The sequence below is a fragment of the Enterobacter sp. 4974935 genome (genome assembly GCF_058661735.1).
The window spans coordinates 1,558,029-1,578,428 of the sequence record NZ_JBZWGT010000003.1; the positions used below are offsets into that span (position 1 = coordinate 1,558,029).

A 20,400-nucleotide genomic window follows, 5' to 3' on the forward strand; every position below is an offset into this window, starting at 1 on the left:
AATGATGTCCTCTGTTACTACATCCGGAGCGCCGAAGTCGGCTTTCAGTTTTGGCCGCATCTGGGACCAGTACGGCATGTTGGTGGTTTTTGCCGCCCTGTTCGTTGCGTGCGCGATTTTTGTGCCAAACTTCGCGACCTTCATCAACATGAAGGGGCTGGGGCTGGCCATCTCCATGTCCGGCATGGTGGCCTGCGGAATGCTATTCTGCCTGGCCTCCGGCGATTTTGACCTGTCGGTCGCCTCGGTGATTGCCTGTGCCGGGGTCACCACTGCCGTGGTGATCAATATGACCGAAAGCCTGTGGATCGGCGTGCTGGCGGGGCTGATGCTCGGCGTGCTGAGCGGTCTGGTGAACGGCTTTGTGATTGCGCGCCTGAAGATTAACGCCCTGATCACGACGCTTGCGACCATGCAAATCGTGCGCGGTCTGGCCTATATCATCTCCGACGGTAAGGCGGTGGGGATTGAAGACGAGCGCTTCTTTACGCTGGGCTATGCCAACTGGCTGGGCTTGCCTGCGCCTATCTGGCTGACGGTAGCCTGTCTGATCCTGTTTGGTTTCCTGCTTAACCGCACCACCTTTGGTCGTAATACCCTGGCGATTGGCGGGAACGAGGAAGCGGCGCGTCTGGCGGGTGTCCCGGTCGTACGGACCAAGATCATTATCTTCGTGCTTTCCGGGCTGGTGTCGGCAGCGGCGGGGATTATTCTGGCGTCGCGTATGACCAGCGGCCAGCCAATGACCTCTATCGGTTATGAGCTGATTGTCATTTCAGCCTGCGTATTGGGGGGCGTATCCCTCAAGGGCGGCATCGGAAAAATCTCATATGTGGTGGCGGGGATCCTGATTCTGGGGACCGTGGAGAACGCCATGAACCTGCTTAATATTTCTCCGTTCTCTCAGTACGTCGTACGCGGCCTGATCCTGCTGGCAGCAGTGATCTTCGACCGTTACAAGCAAAAAGCGAAGCGTACCGTCTGATTTATTTTTAGCCACTTATCTGCTCAACTATTAACCATAGTTGACTCCCTGACCGGCCCGCCAGTTATGCTGACGGGCCGGTTGCTAAATGGCGAGCGCCGTCACACTGTCTATACTTACATGGCTGTTTTGTTCACTGTAAGGAGGATTAGGGTGGCTGACTTGTTAACCGCACCGCCTGTACTGCCCGGAAAATTTGCTTTCTTTTTTGACCTCGACGGGACGCTCGCCGGAATTGAACCGCATCCTGACGACGTCGTTGTACCGGATCTGGTGTTAGAGAATTTGCAGCAGCTCTCCCGACAGAACGAGGGGGCACTGGCATTGATTTCAGGGCGCTCAATGGCCGAGCTGGATGTGCTCGCCAGTCCTTATCACTTTCCGCTGGCCGGTGTGCACGGAGCGGAGCGCCGCGATATCCATGATCAACTGCATATAGTTTCACTCCCCGATACGCTGGTTCAGGCGCTGCATGCGCAACTCTCTTCTGCTCTGGAACTGCTTCCCGGTACGGAACTGGAAGCCAAAGGCATGGCCTTTGCGCTGCACTACCGTCAGGCGCCTCACCATGAGGCGGCGATCTTTTCGGTAGCAAGAAGCGTGGCGGAAGCCCATCCGGAGCTGGCGTTACAGCCCGGTAAATGTGTGGTCGAGATTAAACCAGCAGGAATTAATAAAGGCGCTGCTATTGCAGCGTTTATGGCGGAAGCGCCGTTTAAAGGGCGTACGCCAGTATTTTTTGGGGATGACCTGACCGACGAGGCCGGGTTCAGCGTGGTAAACCAGGCCAGTGGCATGTCTGTCAAGGTAGGGCCGGGTGAAACCGTTGCCGGATGGCGGCTGGAAAACGTCGCCAGCGTCTGGCAGTGGATATCTGATGTCGCTAACCAGCAACAACAACAAATAGCGCAAAACAACGGGAGAAATCATTATGGGTCGCTTAGTCGTCGTCTCTAATCGCATCGCACCGCCGGATGATAAAAAAGCCAGTGCCGGTGGCCTGGCGGTCGGGGTATTAGGTGCCCTCAAAGCCGCGGGTGGTCTCTGGTTTGGCTGGAGCGGGGAAATCAGTAATGATGAGAAACCGCTTAAAAAGGTGTCACGGGGCAATATCACGTGGGCTTCCTTCGCACTCAGTGAGAAGGACTATGATGAATATTATTCCGAGTTCTCAAACGCCGTGCTGTGGCCAGCGTTTCACTATCGTCTGGACCTGGTGAAATTCCAGCGTGAATCCTATGAAGGCTATATGCGCGTTAATGCGCTGCTGGCAGATAAACTGCTGCCGCTGATCGAAGAAGACGATATTTTATGGATCCACGATTACCATCTGCTGCCTTTCGCTAGGGAACTGCGAAAACGTGGTGTGAATAACCGAATCGGTTTTTTCCTGCACATTCCTTTCCCGACGCCGGAGATTTTCACGGCACTGCCGCAGCATGAAGAGATCCTTGAGGCGCTGTCCGATTACGACCTGCTCGGTTTCCAGACGGAAAACGACAGGCTGGCCTTCCTCGACAGCGTGTCCGGTAAAACCCGACTGGTTACTCACGGCGGCAAATCTCACACCGCGTGGGGACGTAATTTCCACACCGAGGTCTACCCGATTGGTATTGAGCCAGACGAAATTGCCGAGCAGGCCTCCGGTCCATTGCCTCCGAAGCTTGCCCAGCTTAAGGATGAACTCAAGCACGTTAAGAATATCTTTTCGGTTGAACGACTTGATTATTCCAAAGGGTTGCCGGAGCGATTCCTCGCGTACGAAACCCTGCTGGAAAAATTCCCGCAGCATCACGGCAAGATTCGTTATACCCAGATAGCGCCGACCTCGCGCGGTGAGGTTCAGGCCTATCAGGATATCCGTCACCAGCTTGAGACCGAAGCAGGGCGCATCAACGGGCGCTACGGGCAGCTTGGCTGGACACCACTTTTCTATTTGAATCAGCACTTTGAGCGCAAAATTCTGATGAAAGTGTTCCGCTATGCGGACGTCGGGCTGGTCACGCCCCTGCGCGACGGGATGAATCTGGTGGCAAAAGAGTATGTTGCAGCACAAGATCCTGCTGACCCGGGTGTGCTGGTGCTGTCTCAATTTGCCGGTGCGGCAAACGAGTTAACCTCAGCGCTGATTGTAAACCCTTACGATCGCGATGACGTGGCAAATGCCCTGAACCGTGCGTTAACTATGCCGCTTGCGGAACGTATTTCACGCCATTCGGAAATGATGGAGACCATCATGAAGAATGATATTAACCGCTGGCAGGCGCGTTTTATTGACGATTTGCGCGCGATCCAGCCGCAAAGTCAGGAAGGTGATCTGCAAAAAAAGATCGCGACCTTCCCTAAACTCGCCTGATTTTCTCCGGGGGCATTAATTGCCCCCAAGAGGCACCAGCAGGACATCAACCTGGCTTGACGAAACGATAGATTTTGCCGAGCATGCCGCACGAGAAAAAAAACTCTGGTTATGATTTCCGCAAATAACCAGGTCAATATTCTCTTTCTGACAGATGTCGAGTATATGCGCGCTTAATTCACCGGTCGCGATAACGGTCTGATGAATCGGATAGTCTGCCCTCTCCACTAACTCTTGCAGGAATTGGTGCGTTTCCTCCTGCAATACCTCACGTATATCTTCCAGCATCGGCGCAGCCAGCTGATTATACATTTCGGGTTCTGCAGCCAGCGTGATCAGGCTGATGCGGGCATTGGCGGGGCGGGCGATGGATACGGCTCGGGCGACAAGCTGGTGGCTTTCGGGAGAAACAGCAACTGAAACAAGCAGATGGGAGTAACTCATCACGCACTCCTTTGATGTCAGAATGACAAGTTTCCCCAGCTTTACCGCGAAACTGCCATTACTGCAAGAGGTGAATGCGTCATTAGTGTGAAGCTTATCATAATTATTCATTAATTATTCTTATAAGAAGAATAACTGAAAAGATGGCCTAAATGAAAAAAATTAACAGCTTAACGTAAATTACACATTTTCCCTTCCGGGTGGTTAACTCGCCTTAACTCATCATCAACCCGGCGTAGATCGTTACGCAACGAAACTGATTTTTGTGTTGCCAGCGTTAACCCCCTGTTTTTACTTTATTAATTAATGGTAGTTTCAACGTGAAGTTTTCCCCATAGCAGATCAATGCGGATTTGCCCTGTCTTTACATTTCCCAGACCCAATTCCCCCGTCCGGATGCATGAGTATTCGTTCCTGAAGAATATAAACAAGCTTGGGTTGGATAAAAAACACCCAAATTACAAGTCACGCTGATGGATTTATGGGTTACATTCGCGTAAATTATGTGACGCAGATCACATTTTTTTTAAATTCCAGGGGGGGCTGCATTGTATGTGTCAAAACTGACGAGTAGAGTTTGCGTCGAATTAGGAAAAATCTTAGTTATTTGTAAGAAAAGATAAAATGTGTAACCGACATTTTGGCCATGTTAACCGGTCACGCGCTTTACGACGTACAAACCTAAATTCAACTATGCATTTGGCCTTTTCTTTTTATACCGGGTGATTTCCCGGCGACATCACGGGGTGCGGTCTTTCCGCATAAAAATAATAGTTGGTTATTCGGGATGGGAAAAATGCATACATCCGAGTTGCTAAAACATATTTACGACATCAATTTGTCGTATTTATTGCTCGCGCAGCGTTTGATTAGTCAGGACAAACCGTCAGCGATGTTTCGTCTGGGTGTTAACGAAGAGATGGCAACCATGCTGGGGGGATTAACACTTCCGCAGATGGTCAAGCTGGCTGAAACCAATCAGCTTGTCTGCCAGTTCCGTTTCGATAACCCGCAGACCATTACGCGTCTGACTCAGGAATCCCGCGTGGACGATCTGCAACAGATCCACACCGGTATTCTTCTCTCCACCCGCCTGCTCAACGAAATCAGCCAGCCTGACGACGTAGCCCGGAAGAAAAGGGCTTAACAATGAGCGAAAAAAGCATTGTTCAGGAAGCCCGTGATATCCAGCTGGCAATGGAACTCATCACGCTGGGTGCGCGTTTACAAATGCTGGAAAGCGAGACGCAACTGAGCCGTGGTCGTTTGATCAAGCTGTATAAAGAATTGCGTGGTAGCCCACCGCCAAAAGGCATGCTGCCGTTTTCGACTGACTGGTTCATGACCTGGGAGCAGAACATCCATGCTTCCATGTTCTGTAACGCCTGGCAGTACCTGCTTAAAACGGGCTTATGCAGCGGCGTGGATGCCGTGATTAAAGCCTACAAACTTTACCTTGAGCAATGCCCGCAGCAGGAACAGGGACCCCTGCTGGCGCTGACCCGCGCCTGGACGCTGGTGCGTTTTGTTGAAAGCGGAATGCTTGAATTGTCGCGCTGCAACTGCTGTGACGGCAATTTTATTACCCACGCGCACCAGCCTGCGGGCAGCTTCGCCTGTAGTTTATGCCAGCCTCCATCCCGAGCCGTAAAAAGACGTAAACTTTCCCGGGATGCTGCCGATATTATTCCACAACTGCTGGATGAACAGATCGAACACGCTGTTTAACCCGAACCTGTGGGCAAGATTCCAGCAGCGGTAAGCGATTACCGCTGCTTTTTTTTACCCTGCGTTCAGGTCACGCGCTCGAAATGAACGTCCTGCCATAGTCACTAGCGGAAGGATGATGTCGTGCTTATCTTATTAGGTTACCTGGTAGTTCTCGGTACAGTTTTCGGCGGTTACATGATGACCGGCGGGCACCTTGGAGCACTCTATCAACCGGCTGAACTTGTCATCATCGGCGGTGCAGGGGTAGGGGCTTTTATCGTTGGTAACAACGGTAAATCGATCAAGGGCACGCTGAAGGCGATTCCGCTGCTGTTTCGTCGCTCGAAATACACCAAAAGCATGTATATGGATCTTCTGGCGCTGCTCTATCGCCTGATGGCGAAGTCACGTCAGCAAGGAATGTTCTCGCTGGAGCGGGACATTGAAAACCCGAAAGAGAGCGAAATTTTCGCCAGCTACCCGCGTATTCTGGCTGACGCGATGATGCTCGATTTTATCGTCGATTACCTGCGACTGATCATCAGCGGCAACATGAACACCTTCGAAATTGAAGCCCTGATGGACGAAGAGATCGAAACCCACGAGAGCGAATCCGAAGTGCCGGCCAACAGCCTGGCGCTGGTGGGCGACTCGCTTCCGGCGTTCGGTATCGTGGCGGCGGTCATGGGCGTCGTTCATGCCCTGGCCTCGGCGGATCGCCCGGCGGCTGAACTGGGCGCCCTGATTGCCCACGCAATGGTGGGGACGTTCCTCGGTATTTTACTGGCATACGGCTTTATCTCCCCGCTGGCGAGCGTGCTGCGCCAGAAGAGCGCTGAAACCACCAAAATGATGCAGTGCGTGAAAATTACGCTGCTCTCAAACCTCAACGGTTATGCGCCACCGATCGCCGTTGAATTTGGCCGTAAGACGCTCTACTCCAGCGAACGTCCGTCGTTTATCGAACTGGAAGAGCATGTGCGCGCGGTGAAAAACCCCAACCAACAGACGACAACTGAGGACGCATGAAAAACCAGTCCCATCCGATCGTCATCGTAAAAAAACGCAAGCATAAGGGGCACGGGCACGGTTCTCACGGCTCATGGAAGATCGCGTACGCCGATTTTATGACCGCCATGATGGCCTTCTTTCTGGTGATGTGGCTGATCTCCATCTCCAGCCCGAAAGAGCTTATTCAGATTGCGGAATATTTCAGAACGCCGCTGGCGACGGCGGTCACCGGCGGGCCGCGCATATCGAACAGCGACAGCCCGATCCCCGGCGGCGGTGACGATTACACCCAGCAGCAGGGCGAAGTGAAAAAACAGCCTAACATCGACGAGCTGAAAAAACGGATGGAGCAGGCGCGCCTGAAAAAACTGCGCGGTGACCTGGATCAGCTGATTGAGGCGGACCCTAAATTGCGCGCGCTGCGTCCGCATCTGAAAATTGACCTGGTGCAGGAAGGGCTGCGTATTCAGATCATCGACAGCCAGAACCGACCGATGTTCAAAACCGGCAGTGCCGACGTGGAGCCCTACATGCGCGATATTCTGCGTGCGATTGCACCGGTGCTGAACGGCATTCCGAACCGCGTTAGCCTCTCCGGTCACACGGATGATTTCCCGTACGCCACGGGAGAGAAGGGATACAGCAACTGGGAGCTTTCTGCCGATCGCGCCAACGCCTCGCGTCGCGAGCTGGTGGCGGGTGGGCTTGATGATGGCAAGGTCCTGCGCGTGGTCGGCATGGCTGCAACCATGCGCCTGACCGACCGCGGACCGGATGACGCCATCAACCGTCGTATCAGTCTTTTAGTGCTGAACCAGCAGGCGGAGCAGGCCATCCTGCATGAAAACGCCGAAAGTCAGAATGAGTCACTGGACGATTTAAAACAGCCTGGGGCCGTCCCTTCGGCTGCCGTTCCAACATCGCCACCAGCCAATCCGAGGTGATAGCGTGAGCATGGATATTACCGATTTTTACCAGACATTTTTTGATGAAGCCGACGAATTGTTGGCCGATATGGAGCAACATTTGCTGGATCTGGTGCCCGAGGCACCGGACTCAGAACAGCTCAACGCCATCTTCCGTGCGGCGCATTCCATTAAAGGCGGAGCCGGAACGTTTGGATTTACCATTTTGCAGGAAACGACCCATTTAATGGAAAACCTGCTGGATGAAGCACGACGCGGTGAGATGCAGCTCAATACCGACATTATCAACCTGTTTTTGGAAACGAAAGATATTATGCAGGAACAGCTCGACGCCTATAAAAGTTCGGCAGAGCCTGATGCCGCCAGCTTTGAATACATCTGCAACGCGCTGCGTCAGTTAGCGCTGGAAGCCAAAGGTGAGGCGTCTGCGCCCGTTGTCCCTGCGGCAAAACTGAGCGTTGTTGACGCCGCGGCCAAACCAGACAGTGCGCCTGATGCGCCCGCAGGAAAATTGCGCGTAGTGCTGTCACGGCTGAAAGAGAACGAGGTCAACCTGCTGGAAGAGGAGCTGGGTAACCTGGCGACGCTCAGCAACGTGGTGAAGGGTAAAGACAGCCTGGCCGCGACGCTCGACGGCGGGATCGGTCAGGATGACATTGTGGCGGTGCTGTGCTTCGTGATTGAAGCGGATCAAATTGCGTTTGAAACCGAGGCGGCGGCCGTTGAAGTGCCCGCGCCGGCAGAAATTGCCCCTGCGGTAGTTGCCGCTGCTCCGGCCCTGAAAGCCGTGCCAAAAGAGACGGCCGCCCCGGCCCGCGGTGAAAAACCGGCGGCGCGTTCCAGCGAGTCCACAAGCATTCGCGTGGCGGTGGAGAAAGTGGATCAGCTGATCAACCTGGTGGGTGAACTGGTGATCACCCAGTCGATGCTGGCCCAGCGCTCCAACGAGCTGGACCCGGTGACCCACGGCGATCTCATCACCAGCATGGGCCAGTTACAACGTAACGCCCGCGATTTGCAGGAATCGGTGATGTCCATCCGTATGATGCCGATGGAATATGTCTTCAGCCGCTTCCCGCGCCTGGTGCGCGACCTGGCCAGCAAGCTCAACAAACAGATCGAACTCACGCTGATGGGCAGCTCCACCGAGCTGGATAAGAGCCTGATTGAACGCATTATCGACCCGTTAACGCACCTGGTGCGTAACAGCCTCGACCACGGCATTGAGCTGCCGGAAAACCGCGTGGCAGCCGGAAAATCGCCAGTGGGCAACCTGGTCCTGTCAGCAGAACATCAGGGCGGCAACATCTGCATCGAAGTGACCGATGACGGCGCGGGCCTGAACCGCGAGCGCATTCTGGCGAAGGCGATTTCGCAGGGCATGGCGGTCAACGAAAACATGACTGACGAAGAAGTGGGCATGTTGATTTTTGCCCCGGGCTTCTCAACCGCAGAGCAGGTCACCGACGTTTCCGGCCGCGGCGTGGGCATGGACGTGGTGAAACGTAACATTCAGGAGATGGGCGGTCACGTTGAGATCCAGTCTAAGCAGGGCGCGGGCACCACGATCCGTATCCTGCTGCCGCTGACGCTGGCCATTCTTGACGGCATGTCCGTTAAAGTGGCGGATGAAGTCTTTATTCTGCCGCTGAACGCGGTGATGGAATCCCTCCAGCCGCGCGAAGAAGATCTGCATCCGCTGGCGGGCGGCGAGCGCGTGCTCGAAGTGCGCGGCGAGTACCTGCCGCTGGTGGAACTGTGGAAAGTGTTCGAAGTGGACGGGGCAAAAACCGAGGCCACGCAGGGTATCGTTGTGATCCTGCAAAGCGCCGGACGCCGCTACGCGCTGCTGGTCGATCAGCTGATTGGTCAGCATCAGGTGGTGGTTAAGAACCTGGAAAGTAACTACCGCAAAGTGCCGGGGATCTCTGCTGCCACCATACTGGGTGATGGTAGCGTCGCGCTGATCGTCGATGTATCGGCACTTCAGGGATTAAATCGTGAACAACGTGTGGCGAACACAGCCGCCTGATTAAGTAAAAGGTAATAACATGACCGGTATGAGTAACGTAACGAAACTGGCGGGCGAGCCATCTGGGCAGGAATTCCTGGTTTTCACTTTAGGTGATGAAGAGTACGGTATCGACATCCTGAAAGTGCAGGAAATTCGCGGGTACGATCAGGTAACGCGCATCGCGAACACGCCAGCGTTTATCAAGGGTGTGACCAACCTGCGCGGTGTGATTGTGCCTATCGTGGATCTGCGCGTGAAGTTCAGCCAGGGTGATGTGGAGTACAACGATAACACGGTGGTGATTGTTCTGAATCTGGGGCAGCGCGTGGTGGGGATTGTGGTGGACGGCGTGTCAGATGTGCTGTCGCTGACCGCCGATCAAATCCGTCCTGCGCCGGAGTTTGCGGTCACGCTGTCGACGGAATACCTGACGGGGCTGGGTGCGCTCGGCGAGCGTATGCTGATTCTGGTGAATATTGAGAAGCTGCTGAACAGCGAAGAGATGGCGCTGCTGGATATTGCGGCGAATCACGTGGCATAAAATAATGCCGGGTGGCGGCTTCGCCTTACCCGGCCTACAAATGGCTCGAACACGTAGGCCGGGTACGCGCCAGCGCCACCCGGCTCTTTTGTATCTTTACGCCTCCTGCTCCACCAGCTCTGCCTCCGCTTCCCGCGCCCCTTCATTCTGCGACAGCATCGCCGTCGCAATCCCGTTCCCCAGCACGTTAATGGCCGATCTCCCCATATCCAGGAAATGGTCAATCCCCATCAGCAGCAGGATCCCGGCTACCGGAATGTTAAAGCTCGGAATGGTTGCCGCCAGCACCACCAGCGACGAGCGCGGTACGCCCGCAATGCCCTTCGAGGCCAGCATCAGCGTTAACATCAGCACCGTCACCTCGGTAAAACTCAGGTGAATGTTGTACGCCTGGGCAATAAACATTGAGGCGAACGAGCAGTACACCATGGAGCCGACCAGGTTAAACGAGTAGCCGATCGGCAGGACGAAAGAGGCGATATTCCGTGAACAACCAAAGCGCGCTAACTGCTCCAGCGTTTTTGGGTATGCCGCTTCAGAGCTGCTGGTGGTAAACGCCACCAGCACCGGATCTTTCAGCATCGCCACCAGACGGAAAATCTCTTTCTTCAGTACCATGTAACCCACGGCCAGCAATACAAGACAGGTCAGGAGGATCGCCACATAATAACCGCCAATAAACGAGGCATAGTTCAGCAAAATGCCCAGCCCCTGGGTGGCAATGACGGACGAAATCGCCGCGAAAATGGCCAGCGGCGCAACGTACATCACGTAGCCCGTCACCTTCAGCATAATGTGGGATACCACATCCAGCGCCGCGACCAGCGGGGCGTTGAATTTTTGGCCCAGTGACGCGCCGCCAATGCCGAAGAACATCGAGAAGACCACAATTTGCAGGATCTCATTGTTCGCCATCGCGCCGGCAATGCTGGTTGGAATGGTGTGTGACAGGAAGGCTTTCAGCGACATCCCGCTCACGGCCAGGCCGGTATCAACCGTCTCTGTCGGAATGCTCAGGTTCAGACCGCTGCCGGGTTGTTCAAGGGTAACAATAAACAGCCCCACCAGAATGGAAAGTACGGATGAGCTGATAAACCACACCATCGCTTTACCCCCGACGCGCCCAATCGTAGACGTTTCACCCAGCCTCATAATGCCCACCGTCAGGGTGCTGAACACCAGCGGGGCTATCACCATCTTGATCAGCCGCAGGAAAATATCGGTCAGCAGGGTGATGTTCTCCGACCAGGCCTGTATCGCGTCGGACGAAGCATACTCATGGATCGCCGCACCGGAAAGAATGCCCGCCAGCATGAAAATCACAATGAAGAGCGTGAGTTTGTTTGCACTTGCCACAAAAAGATCCTCTATGCGCTAAAAGAGTTTCCTGCGTCAATGCATACAAAATTTTTATTTAAGCGCAGGAAAATATTCGGGGCATAAATTGAAGTAAAGCTGCGTGAGTTACAACTTGTTTTTAATTTTTATGAAATTCGTTGTTTTTATCATGACGATATATTGTGACTCAGATCACACTACAGGCGATATATCCTCAAGTTAAGCAAGAATAATGCCCATTTTTTTTTGCTAACCCTTTGTAATGTTTGTTAATAACCTGTTAATTCGAGCGGGGTTGCCCTCTTTTTGATGAAAGTGGTTGAAGTGCTAACCATAAACTAAATTCTCAATAACCGCGCCGGGGAATGTTTAAGCGGGGCTAACATACTGAACAGTATGAATAAAATATGGCAAGCGAACCTATATTTCTTCTGGAGGGTGGTAAATGAAAAGAAAACTTCTTTTTATCTGCGCGGGCACGCTGCTGACGGCGGCAACGGTCGGTCAGGCTCTCGCGGTCACCAGTAGCGGCACTATCGGCGCGACGTTGACGCTGACCAACGGCTGCTTGATCAACGGCTCGCCAACGCAAAACGGCATTAACTTCGGGACGCTCGATTTCGGCACTCATCCTGCAACATTCTCCACCCTGACAACCCAGTTAACCGGTGCCAGCGGAGGAAACACCTTTACCATTCAATGTACCACTGCCAGTTACACGGTGGCGATCACCGGCAACACTAACGCTACCGCACCCGGAACCGTTGTCGGCACCCCAGGTACGCCGGGCCGCTATCTGGTCAACACCGCCAATGCGGCGCAGGGCGTTGCCTACAGCCTGTTCAGCGATAGTGGTTACAACAACGTGGTTGCGAACAATGCCGCGTTGCCGGTCGCCTCTACTGCGGGTGGGGTGGATAGCTACACCCTCTACGCACGCATTACGGGCGGCGGCAATAGCGTGACGGTCGTACCGGGAACCTATACCGACACGATTAACGTCAGCGTCACCTACTGATTCAGCCATGAAGGCATTGTTATGTCTGCGCGACAGCGCAGAGGGCGTCGTGCACCCTTTTTTGACCCTGTTCGTCGGGCTGATGTTGATCCCAGACGCCGGGGCGGTGACGTCTCAGTCATTCAGGGTGAGCGCGACGGTTGTGCCTGGATGCTCGGTGAGCACCGGCACCGGCGGGCGTTTCGGTACGCTGAATTTCGGGACCCGCAGCGGCGTGGAGAGCGCACCGGTCAGCACCAGCTTTGTTGCCGACGGCGCGTTGTCCATCGCCTGCACACCGGGTGTGGCGCTAAGTATGAGCATTAATGGCGGTCAGAATTATAGCTCTGTGCGGCGGATGACGCGTTCAGGCGGGACAGAGGTGGTCGGTTACCGGCTCTACAGCAGCAGCTCTCTGGCCGCAAACAGTGAAATTGGGGTTAACCAGGCAATACCGATTACCTATACCAACAGCAATAACATCGCGCTGCCTCTTTTTGGCGTCGCGCTTTTGACCGGGTTTAGCCCGTCAGGAACGTATTCAGATCAACTCACCGTGACCTTGTCATGGTAGGAAAGGGAGAGCATTGATGAAGCCATTTTTCAGGCGGTCAGGCCTGTTGAGTCTGTTGGGGATAACGGCCCTTACAGCGGTTAAGGCGCAAGCAGCCGCAACCATTCTTCTTTGGCCTATCGATCCGTGGCTTTCGGCAGACGCCAGAGCAACTGAATTGTGGATCCAGAATCAGGGCAACAGCGCCACGACAATGCAGATACGCATTGTGCGCTGGAAACAGGAGGGCGGATATGAGCGTTACACCGCCCAGCAGGATGTGGTCGCCAGCCCGCCGATCGTGACTATCGCTAAGGGCAGTAAACAGCTTATTCGCCTGATTAAGCAGGGGACGATCCCGTCCGGCGTCGAGCAAGCCTACCGCATCATTGTGGATGAGATTCCCCAGCCGGATGCCAAAGCGGAACCGTCTATGGGCCTCAAACTGCAAATGCGCTATTCCATTCCCTTATTTGTTTATGGACAGGGGATCCCCACCCTCAACGAAGGAGAGCATCACGCGCTGGCGAACACTCAGCAGCTCAACTGGCGGGTCATTCAGGAGGAGGGGAAACCCGCGCTTGAGGTCCGCAATCAGGGGAACGTTCACGTCAGGCTCAGCCAGGTTGCGGTTGAGCAGGGCGGGCAAAAACGCACGGTTGCCGAGGGGCTGCTGGGTTATGTGCTGCCAGGCAGCACCCGAAGCTGGCCGCTTCCGGCAGGGATTTATCAGCCGAATCGGATGAGCGCGCAAATTAATGCCAGGGATACGCAATGGCAATCGACGCCCGTCAACTGAAACCGGCGATGATGATCCTGCTTTGCGTCAGTACCAGCGCATTTGCCGAAACCGGCGACGACAGTTTACCGCCGCCGCCGGACGCGCGGACGATGAACGGCGAAGCTGTATTCCAGCTCGCCCTGGTGCTGAACCACTATCACACGGGTCTGGTGGTGCCGGTGACGCAGCGCGAGGGCGCCTGGTTTATTTCAGGAGCGGATTTGCTTCGCGCCGGACTGCCGCAGGAGCATGTGCCTGCCGGAGAGGTGAACCTTTCAACGCTCTCATCGGTACGCGTAGAGTATGACAGCAGCGCCCAGCGGCTCATGCTGACGGTCCCCCGGGACTGGGTTGCGGCGCGGATCACGTCGTTTAGCGGTCAGAGCGCGCAAAGCAAGCCGCATTATGGCCGGGGCGCGCTGCTCAACTACGACGTTTATACCAACCATACCGAGCACACGGGCGGCCAGGCGTCGGTGTGGCATGAGTTCCGCTATTTCAACGAAGACTATTCGTTTTCTTCGACAGGGTACGCCCGACAGAATTTCGCCGGAAGCAGCGGGCAGCAGGAAGGATACGTGCGCTATGACTCAACCCTGCTGATCACCAACGAGGAGGATGCCACCACCTGGACCGTCGGGGACGTCATCAGCGATGCGCTGAGCTGGAGCACCAGCGTGCGGATGGGCGGGATCAGCTACGGGCGCGACTTCTCCCTGCGTCCGGATCTGGTGACCTGGCCGCTGCCGGCGTTTTCCGGTGAGGCGGCCGTCCCGACCTCGGTCGATCTCTTTATTAATGGCTACCGTTCCGGCTCCACCCGCCTTCAGCCGGGGCCGTTTACCCTCACTAACCTGCCGTACATCAACGGCGCAGGGGATGCGGTACTGGTCACCACCGACGCGCTGGGACGTCAGGTGAGCACCACGCTGCCGTTTTATGTCAGCAGCGATCTGCTGAAGCAGGGGTTAAGCGACGGCGCCGTGACGCTGGGCAGCCTGCGGCGCAACTACGGTATAGAGAATTTTGACTATGGCCCGGCGGCGGGCAGCGGATCGTATCGCTACGGGGTGACCGACTGGCTGACGCTGGAGGGGCATGCGGAAGGGGCGGAGTCGCTGGCGCTCGGCGGCGCGGGCACGGTGCTGAAGCTCGGGCGTTTTGGCGTGGTGAACACGTCTTATACCCAAAGCCGGATGCGCGGCGACGAAGGGGGCCAGATGAACTGGGGCTATCAGTACAGCACCAGCGAGTTTAGCGTAGCGACCCAGCATACCCGACGCGACCGCGGCTTCGGCAACCTCGCCCTGTACGATCAGCCCACCGTTTATGATGAATATGATAACCCCGTTGCCAGCCTGAGCCGCAATACCGACCAGTACTCCTTAACCTTTAACCTCGGTGATTACGGCAATATCGGTGCGGCGTGGATCGGCGTGGAGAGTTTTGACAGCCGGAAAACCGAGCTGCTCAACCTCTCCTGGAGCCGAAATCTGTGGCGCTCAAGCAGTATTTACCTGGCGGCCAGCCGTGACCAGCAGCGGGACGACTGGACGGTTGCGCTGTCGTTGCAGGTCCCTCTGGGCGAACGTGACAGCGCCGCCGTTACCTTTGAAAACACGCCTGACGCAGGCAGCACTCAACGCATTAACTACAACCACTCGATGCCGTCTGACGGCGGCTTTAGCTGGAACATGGCCTGGGCCAACCAGTCGCGGTCGAGTAACTATCAACAGGCCACGCTCGGCTGGCGGAATAACAATGTTGAGCTTCAGGGCGGCGGCTACGGTGAGAAGGGGATGATGACCTGGTGGGGCGAGGCGATGGGCTCTGTCGTCCTGATGGACGGTGAGCTGTTTGCGGCGAACAAAATCAACGATGCGTTTGTGGTGATAAGCACCGACGGACATCCGGACGTACCCGTCAGCTACGAGAACCAGCCGGTTGGTAAAACCAATAATAAAGGTTATCTGCTGGTCAGCGGCGTTTCCGCCTATTACCCGGCAAGCTACCGCATTGATACCCTGAACTTACCTGCGGATACCCGGCTGAAAGAGACCGAGCGTCGGGTGGCGATTCGTCGGCATAACGGTTATCTGGTGGATTTCCCGATGGAGCAGGAGCGGGTTGCCAGCGTGATCCTGCATGACACGCAGGGCAATGCGATCCCGGTGGGAAGCCAGGTCAAACGCGCGTCCCGCAGTAGCGCGGTTGTTGGCTACGACGGCCTCGCCTGGCTGGAAAACCTCAACGATGTGAATCCTCTGGAGGTCATCACCCCGGACGGTAAACGCTGTATCGCAACGTTGAACGTGGGCGCAAATCCCGAGCATAAGCTGCAAACCTACGGTCCGCTGACCTGCCGGGAGGCACCGTGAAACGCCTGTTGATAGCCATACTGTTGCTGTTCTCGGGCAGCGGCTGGGCGGCCTGCACCGTCAGTACGGTGAACGCCTCGTTTGGCAGCGTCACCTCATTCGCCCTGAGCAGTACGGGGGAGGTGCAAACCACCGGCACGCTGGTGGTGTCCTGCGATACGGTCCTCAACCTGCTAACCAACGACTCGGTGACGCTGACCTACACCTCGGCGTCGATAGCCGCCAACAGCCGCGCCACCATGAAACGTACCGATAATGCGGCCATCGCGGACGTTATCCCCACGCGCCTGTGCGGTGCCACTGGCTGCGGCGGAAACAGTGAAGTACAAATCAGCAAAACCTATACCTGGAATGGCAACACCCTGCTCGGGCTGCTGGGGTCAAGGCGCTACAACATTCCGCTTTATTTCCGTACTGTGCCGGGGCAGAACGTCACGGCCGGGCCGTACCAGGTGTTGTTAACGTTCAGCATCAACTACAACGTGTGCGCCGTTGGCGCGGGCGGGCTATGCCTGACCCCGCAAACCGGCACGGCAACTACCTCCATTCTCCTCAACATGACCGTCACCAACGATTGCAGCACGATGACCACGCCGGACGTGAATTTTAACAGCGCGCCGCTGGTGCAAAATTTTCCCACCGTTTCGCAGTCGATCGCCGTCACCTGCACCAAGGGCAGCACCTACACCATAGGCATTAATAATGGAGCAAACGCCCTGAACAACGTTCGTCGTATGGTTAGCGGCAGCAATTTTATGAGTTACGACATCTATAAAGAGGCGACCAGCAACCGCTGGGGCGGCAGTGGCAGCGAGCGCTGGGCCAGCGCCAGCTCATCCCAGGTCAGTACCGACGGGCTTTTACGCACCTATAACTACAGCGCTAAGGTCCTGACCAGCCAGGCCACGCCGCCTGCCGGAACCTACACCGACACGCTGATCGTTGACGTCGCGTTCTGACTCCCCGCGCTTTTCCCTTTCGCAAATGTAAAGTTCCCGTGGCCCCTGCCGATAACACCGTTAATCAATCGATGAGAAGGTGTTGTATGTTGAACCGTATCCGCGTTGTCACAATGCTTATGATGGTGCTGGTCATTTTCGCACTTCTTCAGCTTATTTCTGGCGGCCTCTTTTTCTCCTCGTTAAAACAGAACCAGGACAGCTTCGCGGCCTCGAACGATTTGCGGATGCAGCAAAGCGAACTGACCACAACCTGGGATCTGATGTTGCAGACGCGTATCAATCTGAGCCGCTCGTCTGCCCGCATGATGATGGATCCGAACAACCAGCAGAGCAGCGCAAAAACGGAACTGCTGAAGAATGCGCGCGCCACCCTGGCAGACGCGGCGAAACATTACGAGGCCTTCAAAAAAATCGCCCCTCAGCCCGCAATGGCGCAGGCGAGCGCGAACATAGATGAAAAATATCTGGCCTACTTCGCCGGCCTCACGGAGCTGGTGCAGTTCCTGGAGAAGGGCAATATGGATGCCTATTTCGCGCAGCCGACCCAGGGCATGCAGAACGCACTCGGCGCGGCGCTCGGCGAGTACGCCAAAGCCAGCGGCGAGCTTTATCACTCCGCCTTTACGCAAAGCCAGAACGACTACCGTTTCGCGAAATGGCAGATGGCGGTGCTCGCCCTCGCGCTGGTTATCGTGCTGGTGGCCGTGTGGTACGGCATTCGTCATATCCTTCTTAATCCGCTTGGCCGCGTCATTGCCCATATCCGCGATATTGGCCGGGGCGATCTCACGAAAACGCTGACCGTTTCTGGTCGCAACGAGATCACCGAGCTGGCGACCAGCGTCGACCATATGCAGCGTTCGCTGATTGATACCGTCGCCAACGTGCGCGAGGGGGCGGATGCCATCTATACCGGCACGAGTGAAATCGCGATGGGCAACAACGATCTCTCGTCCCGTACCGAACAGCAGGCGTCCGCTCTGGAAGAGACGGCGGCCAGCATGGAGCAGCTCACCGCGACCGTGAAGCAGAATGCCGACAACGCCCGTCAGGCGTCGCAGCTTGCAGAAAGCGCGTCCGACACCGCCCAGCGCGGCGGTCGGGTGGTCGACGGCGTGGTGAAAACCATGCATGACATTGCCGACAGCTCGAAGAAAATCGCCGATATCATCAGCGTTATCGACGGCATCGCCTTCCAGACCAACATTCTCGCGCTGAACGCGGCCGTTGAAGCGGCGCGTGCGGGCGAGCAGGGACGTGGGTTTGCCGTGGTCGCTGGCGAAGTACGTAACCTCGCCAGCCGCAGCGCCAATGCGGCGAAAGAGATCAAAGCCCTGATTGAAGACTCTGTTTCACGCGTGGATACCGGCTCGGTGCTGGTGGAAAGTGCGGGTGAAACCATGAATGACATCGTGAATGCCGTGACGCGCGTGACGGACATCATGGGTGAAATCGCCTCTGCATCGGATGAGCAGAGTCGTGGTATTGACCAGGTCGCTCTGGCGGTATCGGAAATGGATCGTGTGACGCAGCAAAACGCCGCCCTGGTGCAGGAGTCCGCTGCCGCGGCCGCTGCGCTTGAGGATCAGGCGAGCCGCCTGAAAATGGCCGTCTCGGCGTTCCGTCTTACTTCAAAAACAACAAATACGGTCAGCTCGCGGTCGGCGTACAGCGAAGCAACCCCGGCGCCCGTGACAACACCTACGCGCGCAGCGGTGACCGGACAAGATGAAAACTGGGAAACATTTTGACTGACAATTAAACCGCGGCTGCTTGCCGCTTGATGGGAGCGTGGATGTTAAATCGTATTCGTATCTCGACCACACTGTTTTTGATTCTGATCCTGTGTGGGGTTTTGCAGGTTGGCAGTAACGGGTTGTCTTTCTGGGCGTTTCGCGATGGCTATCAGAATTTGCAGGAAGTTGAGACGAGTAATCAGCAGCGCTCCGCACTGGCACAAACGCGTGCCGTGCTGTTACAGGCAAGCACTGCGCTGAACAAAGCAGGGACGTTAACCGCGCTGAGCTATCCGCCGGATGATATTAAGGCGCTGATGGTCGTGGCCCGCAGCAGCCTGAAGCAGGCCGACGCGCAGTTTAAGGCGTTTACGGCGCAGGAGGCGGTGAGTGAGAAAGAGAAAACGCTGAAGGTCGCCATGAAAAAGAACTTTGATGTGTGGTACGGCGATCTCGACCATCAGGCGACGTGGCTGGAGAACAACCAGCTTTCTGACTTCCTGACCGCGCCGGTGCAGGCGTCTCAGGCGGCATATGACGACAGCTTTAACGCATGGCAGCAGGATATTAACCAGTTTGTGGCGCGTGCCGGTGCGGACAGCCGTACCAGCTACCGCATGTCAGGGGTGATTTTCCTGACCATGGTGATCCTGGCCGCCCTGCTGACCGGCGGCTCGCTGTGGTGGTCGCGCAAAATGATCGTCCAGCCGCTGGCGATCGTCAGCAGCCACTTCGACAGTATGGCGAAGGGCGACCTGGCGCGTCCGGTGGCCGTGTATGGCAGGAATGAAATATCAGCGATTTTCGCCAGCCTGAAGGCGATGCAGAGTTCGCTGCGGGAAACCGTAAGCAACGTTCGTCAGGGCAGTTACGCCATGCATACCGGGATCTCCGAGATTGCGGCAGGCAATAACGATCTCTCATCCCGCACCGAACAGCAGGCGGCATCGCTGGCGCAGACGGCGGCCAGCATGGAGCAACTGACCGCGACGGTAAGCCAGAACGCCGATAACGCGCGTCAGGCGTCCGACTTGTCAAAACAGGCGGCGATGACGGCGAAACGTGGGGGCGACCAGGCTTCTCACGTCGCCAGCACGATGCAGCAGATTGCCGCCAGCTCGCAGAAAATTGGCGACATTATCAGCGTCATCGACGGTATCGCGTTCCAGACCAATATTCTGGCGCTGAACGCGGCCGTTGAAGCGGCGCGTGCCGGAGAGCAGGGGCGCGGGTTCGCGGTGGTTGCCGGTGAAGTCCGAAACCTCGCCAGTCGCAGCGCCAACGCGGCGAAAGAGATCAAAGGGCTGATAGAAGAGTCGGTCTCCCGCGTTCAGCAGGGCTCCGCGCTGGTGGATACCGCCGCGCAGACCATGCACGAGATTGTCACCTCCGTGACGCGGGTTAACGACATTATGGGCGAGATTGCCTCGGCGTCTGATGAACAACGCCGTGGTATTGAGCAGGTGGCGCAGGCCGTTACACAGATGGATCAGGTTACGCAGCAGAACGCCTCACTGGTGGAAGAGGCGGCGGCGGCTACCGATCAGCTGGCAAACCAGGCGGATCACCTTACCGGGTTGGTCGCCGTATTTAATGTGAAAGAGCACGTTGAAGCAGTAACAGAAGTCGGACGGTCACAGGCCGTACCCGTTGTATCCTGAATGTGAT

At 56.1% G+C, this 20,400-nt stretch carries 18 protein-coding genes; 16 read left to right on the forward strand and 2 right to left on the reverse strand.

Going from position 1 to position 20,400, the window contains the following annotated elements; genetic code table 11:
- The first annotated feature begins 4 nt into the window (after positions 1-4).
- The 3 genes from araH (at position 5) to otsA (ending at position 3,341) form a co-directional block, all read left to right on the forward strand.
- Positions 5-985, forward strand: coding sequence for an arabinose ABC transporter permease AraH (gene araH / locus AC4OVS_RS08595; protein ID WP_022648516.1), 981 nt, complete (start codon positions 5-7; stop codon positions 983-985).
- A gap of 153 nt (positions 986-1,138) precedes the next feature.
- Positions 1,139-1,942 carry a trehalose-phosphatase gene (gene otsB / locus AC4OVS_RS08600; RefSeq protein WP_022648515.1) on the forward strand — a complete coding sequence of 268 codons (804 nt, stop codon included), beginning with the start codon at positions 1,139-1,141 and terminating at the stop codon, positions 1,940-1,942.
- The gene (gene otsA / locus AC4OVS_RS08605; RefSeq protein ID WP_022648514.1) at positions 1,917-3,341 is read left to right on the forward strand and encodes an alpha,alpha-trehalose-phosphate synthase; all 1,425 of its coding nucleotides are present in this window, start codon (positions 1,917-1,919) and stop codon (positions 3,339-3,341) included. The genes otsB and otsA overlap by 26 nt, the downstream gene beginning before the upstream one ends.
- Before the next feature lie 15 nt (positions 3,342-3,356).
- On the opposite strand, the gene uspC is transcribed toward otsA, so the two are convergent.
- The gene (uspC, locus tag AC4OVS_RS08610; protein ID WP_022648513.1) at positions 3,357-3,785 is read right to left on the reverse strand and encodes a universal stress protein UspC; all 429 of its coding nucleotides are present in this window, start codon (positions 3,783-3,785) and stop codon (positions 3,357-3,359) included.
- 796 nt (positions 3,786-4,581) lie between these two features.
- On the opposite strand from uspC, the gene flhD reads away from it, so the two are divergent.
- From flhD to cheW, 6 genes are all read left to right on the forward strand, one after another.
- On the forward strand, positions 4,582-4,932 hold the full coding sequence (gene flhD, locus AC4OVS_RS08615; RefSeq protein ID WP_003859693.1) for a flagellar transcriptional regulator FlhD: 351 nt from the start codon (positions 4,582-4,584) through the stop codon (positions 4,930-4,932).
- Positions 4,933-4,934: 2 nt separating this feature from the next.
- Positions 4,935-5,513 carry a flagellar transcriptional regulator FlhC gene (gene flhC / locus AC4OVS_RS08620; protein ID WP_022648512.1) on the forward strand — a complete coding sequence of 193 codons (579 nt, stop codon included), beginning with the start codon at positions 4,935-4,937 and terminating at the stop codon, positions 5,511-5,513.
- A gap of 123 nt (positions 5,514-5,636) precedes the next feature.
- On the forward strand, positions 5,637-6,524 hold the full coding sequence (gene motA, locus AC4OVS_RS08625) for a flagellar motor stator protein MotA (protein WP_003859696.1): 888 nt from the start codon (positions 5,637-5,639) through the stop codon (positions 6,522-6,524).
- Positions 6,521-7,450, forward strand: coding sequence for a flagellar motor protein MotB (motB, locus tag AC4OVS_RS08630; RefSeq protein WP_022648511.1), 930 nt, complete (start codon positions 6,521-6,523; stop codon positions 7,448-7,450). Before motA ends, motB begins: the two co-directional genes overlap by 4 nt.
- 4 nt (positions 7,451-7,454) lie before the next feature.
- Positions 7,455-9,464: a chemotaxis protein CheA gene (gene cheA, locus AC4OVS_RS08635; RefSeq protein ID WP_023300462.1), complete on the forward strand. Its 2,010-nt coding sequence runs from the start codon at positions 7,455-7,457 to the stop codon at positions 9,462-9,464.
- A 19-nt stretch (positions 9,465-9,483) separates the two neighbouring features.
- A complete protein-coding gene (gene cheW, locus AC4OVS_RS08640; protein WP_003859699.1) occupies positions 9,484-9,987 on the forward strand; it encodes a chemotaxis protein CheW in 504 nt (167 codons plus the stop codon).
- Between the two features lie 96 nt (positions 9,988-10,083).
- On the opposite strand, the gene AC4OVS_RS08645 is transcribed toward cheW, so the two are convergent.
- Positions 10,084-11,343 carry a dicarboxylate/amino acid:cation symporter gene (locus tag AC4OVS_RS08645; RefSeq protein ID WP_032624032.1) on the reverse strand — a complete coding sequence of 420 codons (1,260 nt, stop codon included), beginning with the start codon at positions 11,341-11,343 and terminating at the stop codon, positions 10,084-10,086.
- A gap of 427 nt (positions 11,344-11,770) precedes the next feature.
- Here AC4OVS_RS08645 and AC4OVS_RS08650 point away from each other — a divergent pair, with 427 nt between their 5' ends.
- The 7 genes from AC4OVS_RS08650 (at position 11,771) to tap (ending at position 20,393) form a co-directional block, all read left to right on the forward strand.
- The gene (locus AC4OVS_RS08650; protein WP_022648508.1) at positions 11,771-12,343 is read left to right on the forward strand and encodes a spore coat protein U domain-containing protein; all 573 of its coding nucleotides are present in this window, start codon (positions 11,771-11,773) and stop codon (positions 12,341-12,343) included.
- Positions 12,344-12,350: 7 nt separating this feature from the next.
- Positions 12,351-12,896 (forward strand): Csu type fimbrial protein, encoded by a 546-nt coding sequence (locus tag AC4OVS_RS08655; protein WP_063849179.1) that lies wholly within the window; start codon positions 12,351-12,353, stop codon positions 12,894-12,896.
- A 16-nt stretch (positions 12,897-12,912) separates the two neighbouring features.
- Positions 12,913-13,674: a fimbrial biogenesis chaperone gene (locus tag AC4OVS_RS08660; protein WP_023300459.1), complete on the forward strand. Its 762-nt coding sequence runs from the start codon at positions 12,913-12,915 to the stop codon at positions 13,672-13,674.
- On the forward strand, positions 13,650-16,034 hold the full coding sequence (locus AC4OVS_RS08665) for a fimbria/pilus outer membrane usher protein (RefSeq protein ID WP_491922321.1): 2,385 nt from the start codon (positions 13,650-13,652) through the stop codon (positions 16,032-16,034). Before AC4OVS_RS08660 ends, AC4OVS_RS08665 begins: the two co-directional genes overlap by 25 nt.
- The gene (locus tag AC4OVS_RS08670; protein ID WP_023300457.1) at positions 16,031-16,993 is read left to right on the forward strand and encodes a Csu type fimbrial protein; all 963 of its coding nucleotides are present in this window, start codon (positions 16,031-16,033) and stop codon (positions 16,991-16,993) included. Before AC4OVS_RS08665 ends, AC4OVS_RS08670 begins: the two co-directional genes overlap by 4 nt.
- 86 nt (positions 16,994-17,079) lie before the next feature.
- Entirely contained in the window at positions 17,080-18,747 is a 1,668-nt protein-coding gene (gene tar / locus AC4OVS_RS08675) for a methyl-accepting chemotaxis protein II (RefSeq protein WP_023306492.1), read from the forward strand.
- A gap of 44 nt (positions 18,748-18,791) precedes the next feature.
- Positions 18,792-20,393 (forward strand): methyl-accepting chemotaxis protein IV, encoded by a 1,602-nt coding sequence (tap, locus tag AC4OVS_RS08680; protein WP_491922322.1) that lies wholly within the window; start codon positions 18,792-18,794, stop codon positions 20,391-20,393.
- The last annotated feature ends 7 nt before the right edge of the window (positions 20,394-20,400 follow it).

What these genes read in the sequence shown, in the direction of transcription:
- araH (WP_022648516.1), top strand. Translation starts at nt 5, where the DNA reads ATGTCCTCTGTTACTACATCCGGAGCGCCGAAGTCGGCTTTCAGTTTT.
- otsA (WP_022648514.1), top strand. Translation starts at nt 1,917, where the DNA reads ATGGGTCGCTTAGTCGTCGTCTCTAATCGCATCGCACCGCCGGATGAT.
- uspC (WP_022648513.1), bottom strand. Translation starts at nt 3,785, where the DNA reads ATGAGTTACTCCCATCTGCTTGTTTCAGTTGCTGTTTCTCCCGAAAGC.
- flhD (WP_003859693.1), top strand. Translation starts at nt 4,582, where the DNA reads ATGCATACATCCGAGTTGCTAAAACATATTTACGACATCAATTTGTCG.
- flhC (WP_022648512.1), top strand. Translation starts at nt 4,935, where the DNA reads ATGAGCGAAAAAAGCATTGTTCAGGAAGCCCGTGATATCCAGCTGGCA.
- motB (WP_022648511.1), top strand. Translation starts at nt 6,521, where the DNA reads ATGAAAAACCAGTCCCATCCGATCGTCATCGTAAAAAAACGCAAGCAT.
- cheW (WP_003859699.1), top strand. Translation starts at nt 9,484, where the DNA reads ATGACCGGTATGAGTAACGTAACGAAACTGGCGGGCGAGCCATCTGGG.
- AC4OVS_RS08650 (WP_022648508.1), top strand. Translation starts at nt 11,771, where the DNA reads ATGAAAAGAAAACTTCTTTTTATCTGCGCGGGCACGCTGCTGACGGCG.
- AC4OVS_RS08655 (WP_063849179.1), top strand. Translation starts at nt 12,351, where the DNA reads ATGAAGGCATTGTTATGTCTGCGCGACAGCGCAGAGGGCGTCGTGCAC.
- AC4OVS_RS08660 (WP_023300459.1), top strand. Translation starts at nt 12,913, where the DNA reads ATGAAGCCATTTTTCAGGCGGTCAGGCCTGTTGAGTCTGTTGGGGATA.
- AC4OVS_RS08665 (WP_491922321.1), top strand. Translation starts at nt 13,650, where the DNA reads ATGGCAATCGACGCCCGTCAACTGAAACCGGCGATGATGATCCTGCTT.
- tar (WP_023306492.1), top strand. Translation starts at nt 17,080, where the DNA reads ATGTTGAACCGTATCCGCGTTGTCACAATGCTTATGATGGTGCTGGTC.
- tap (WP_491922322.1), top strand. Translation starts at nt 18,792, where the DNA reads ATGTTAAATCGTATTCGTATCTCGACCACACTGTTTTTGATTCTGATC.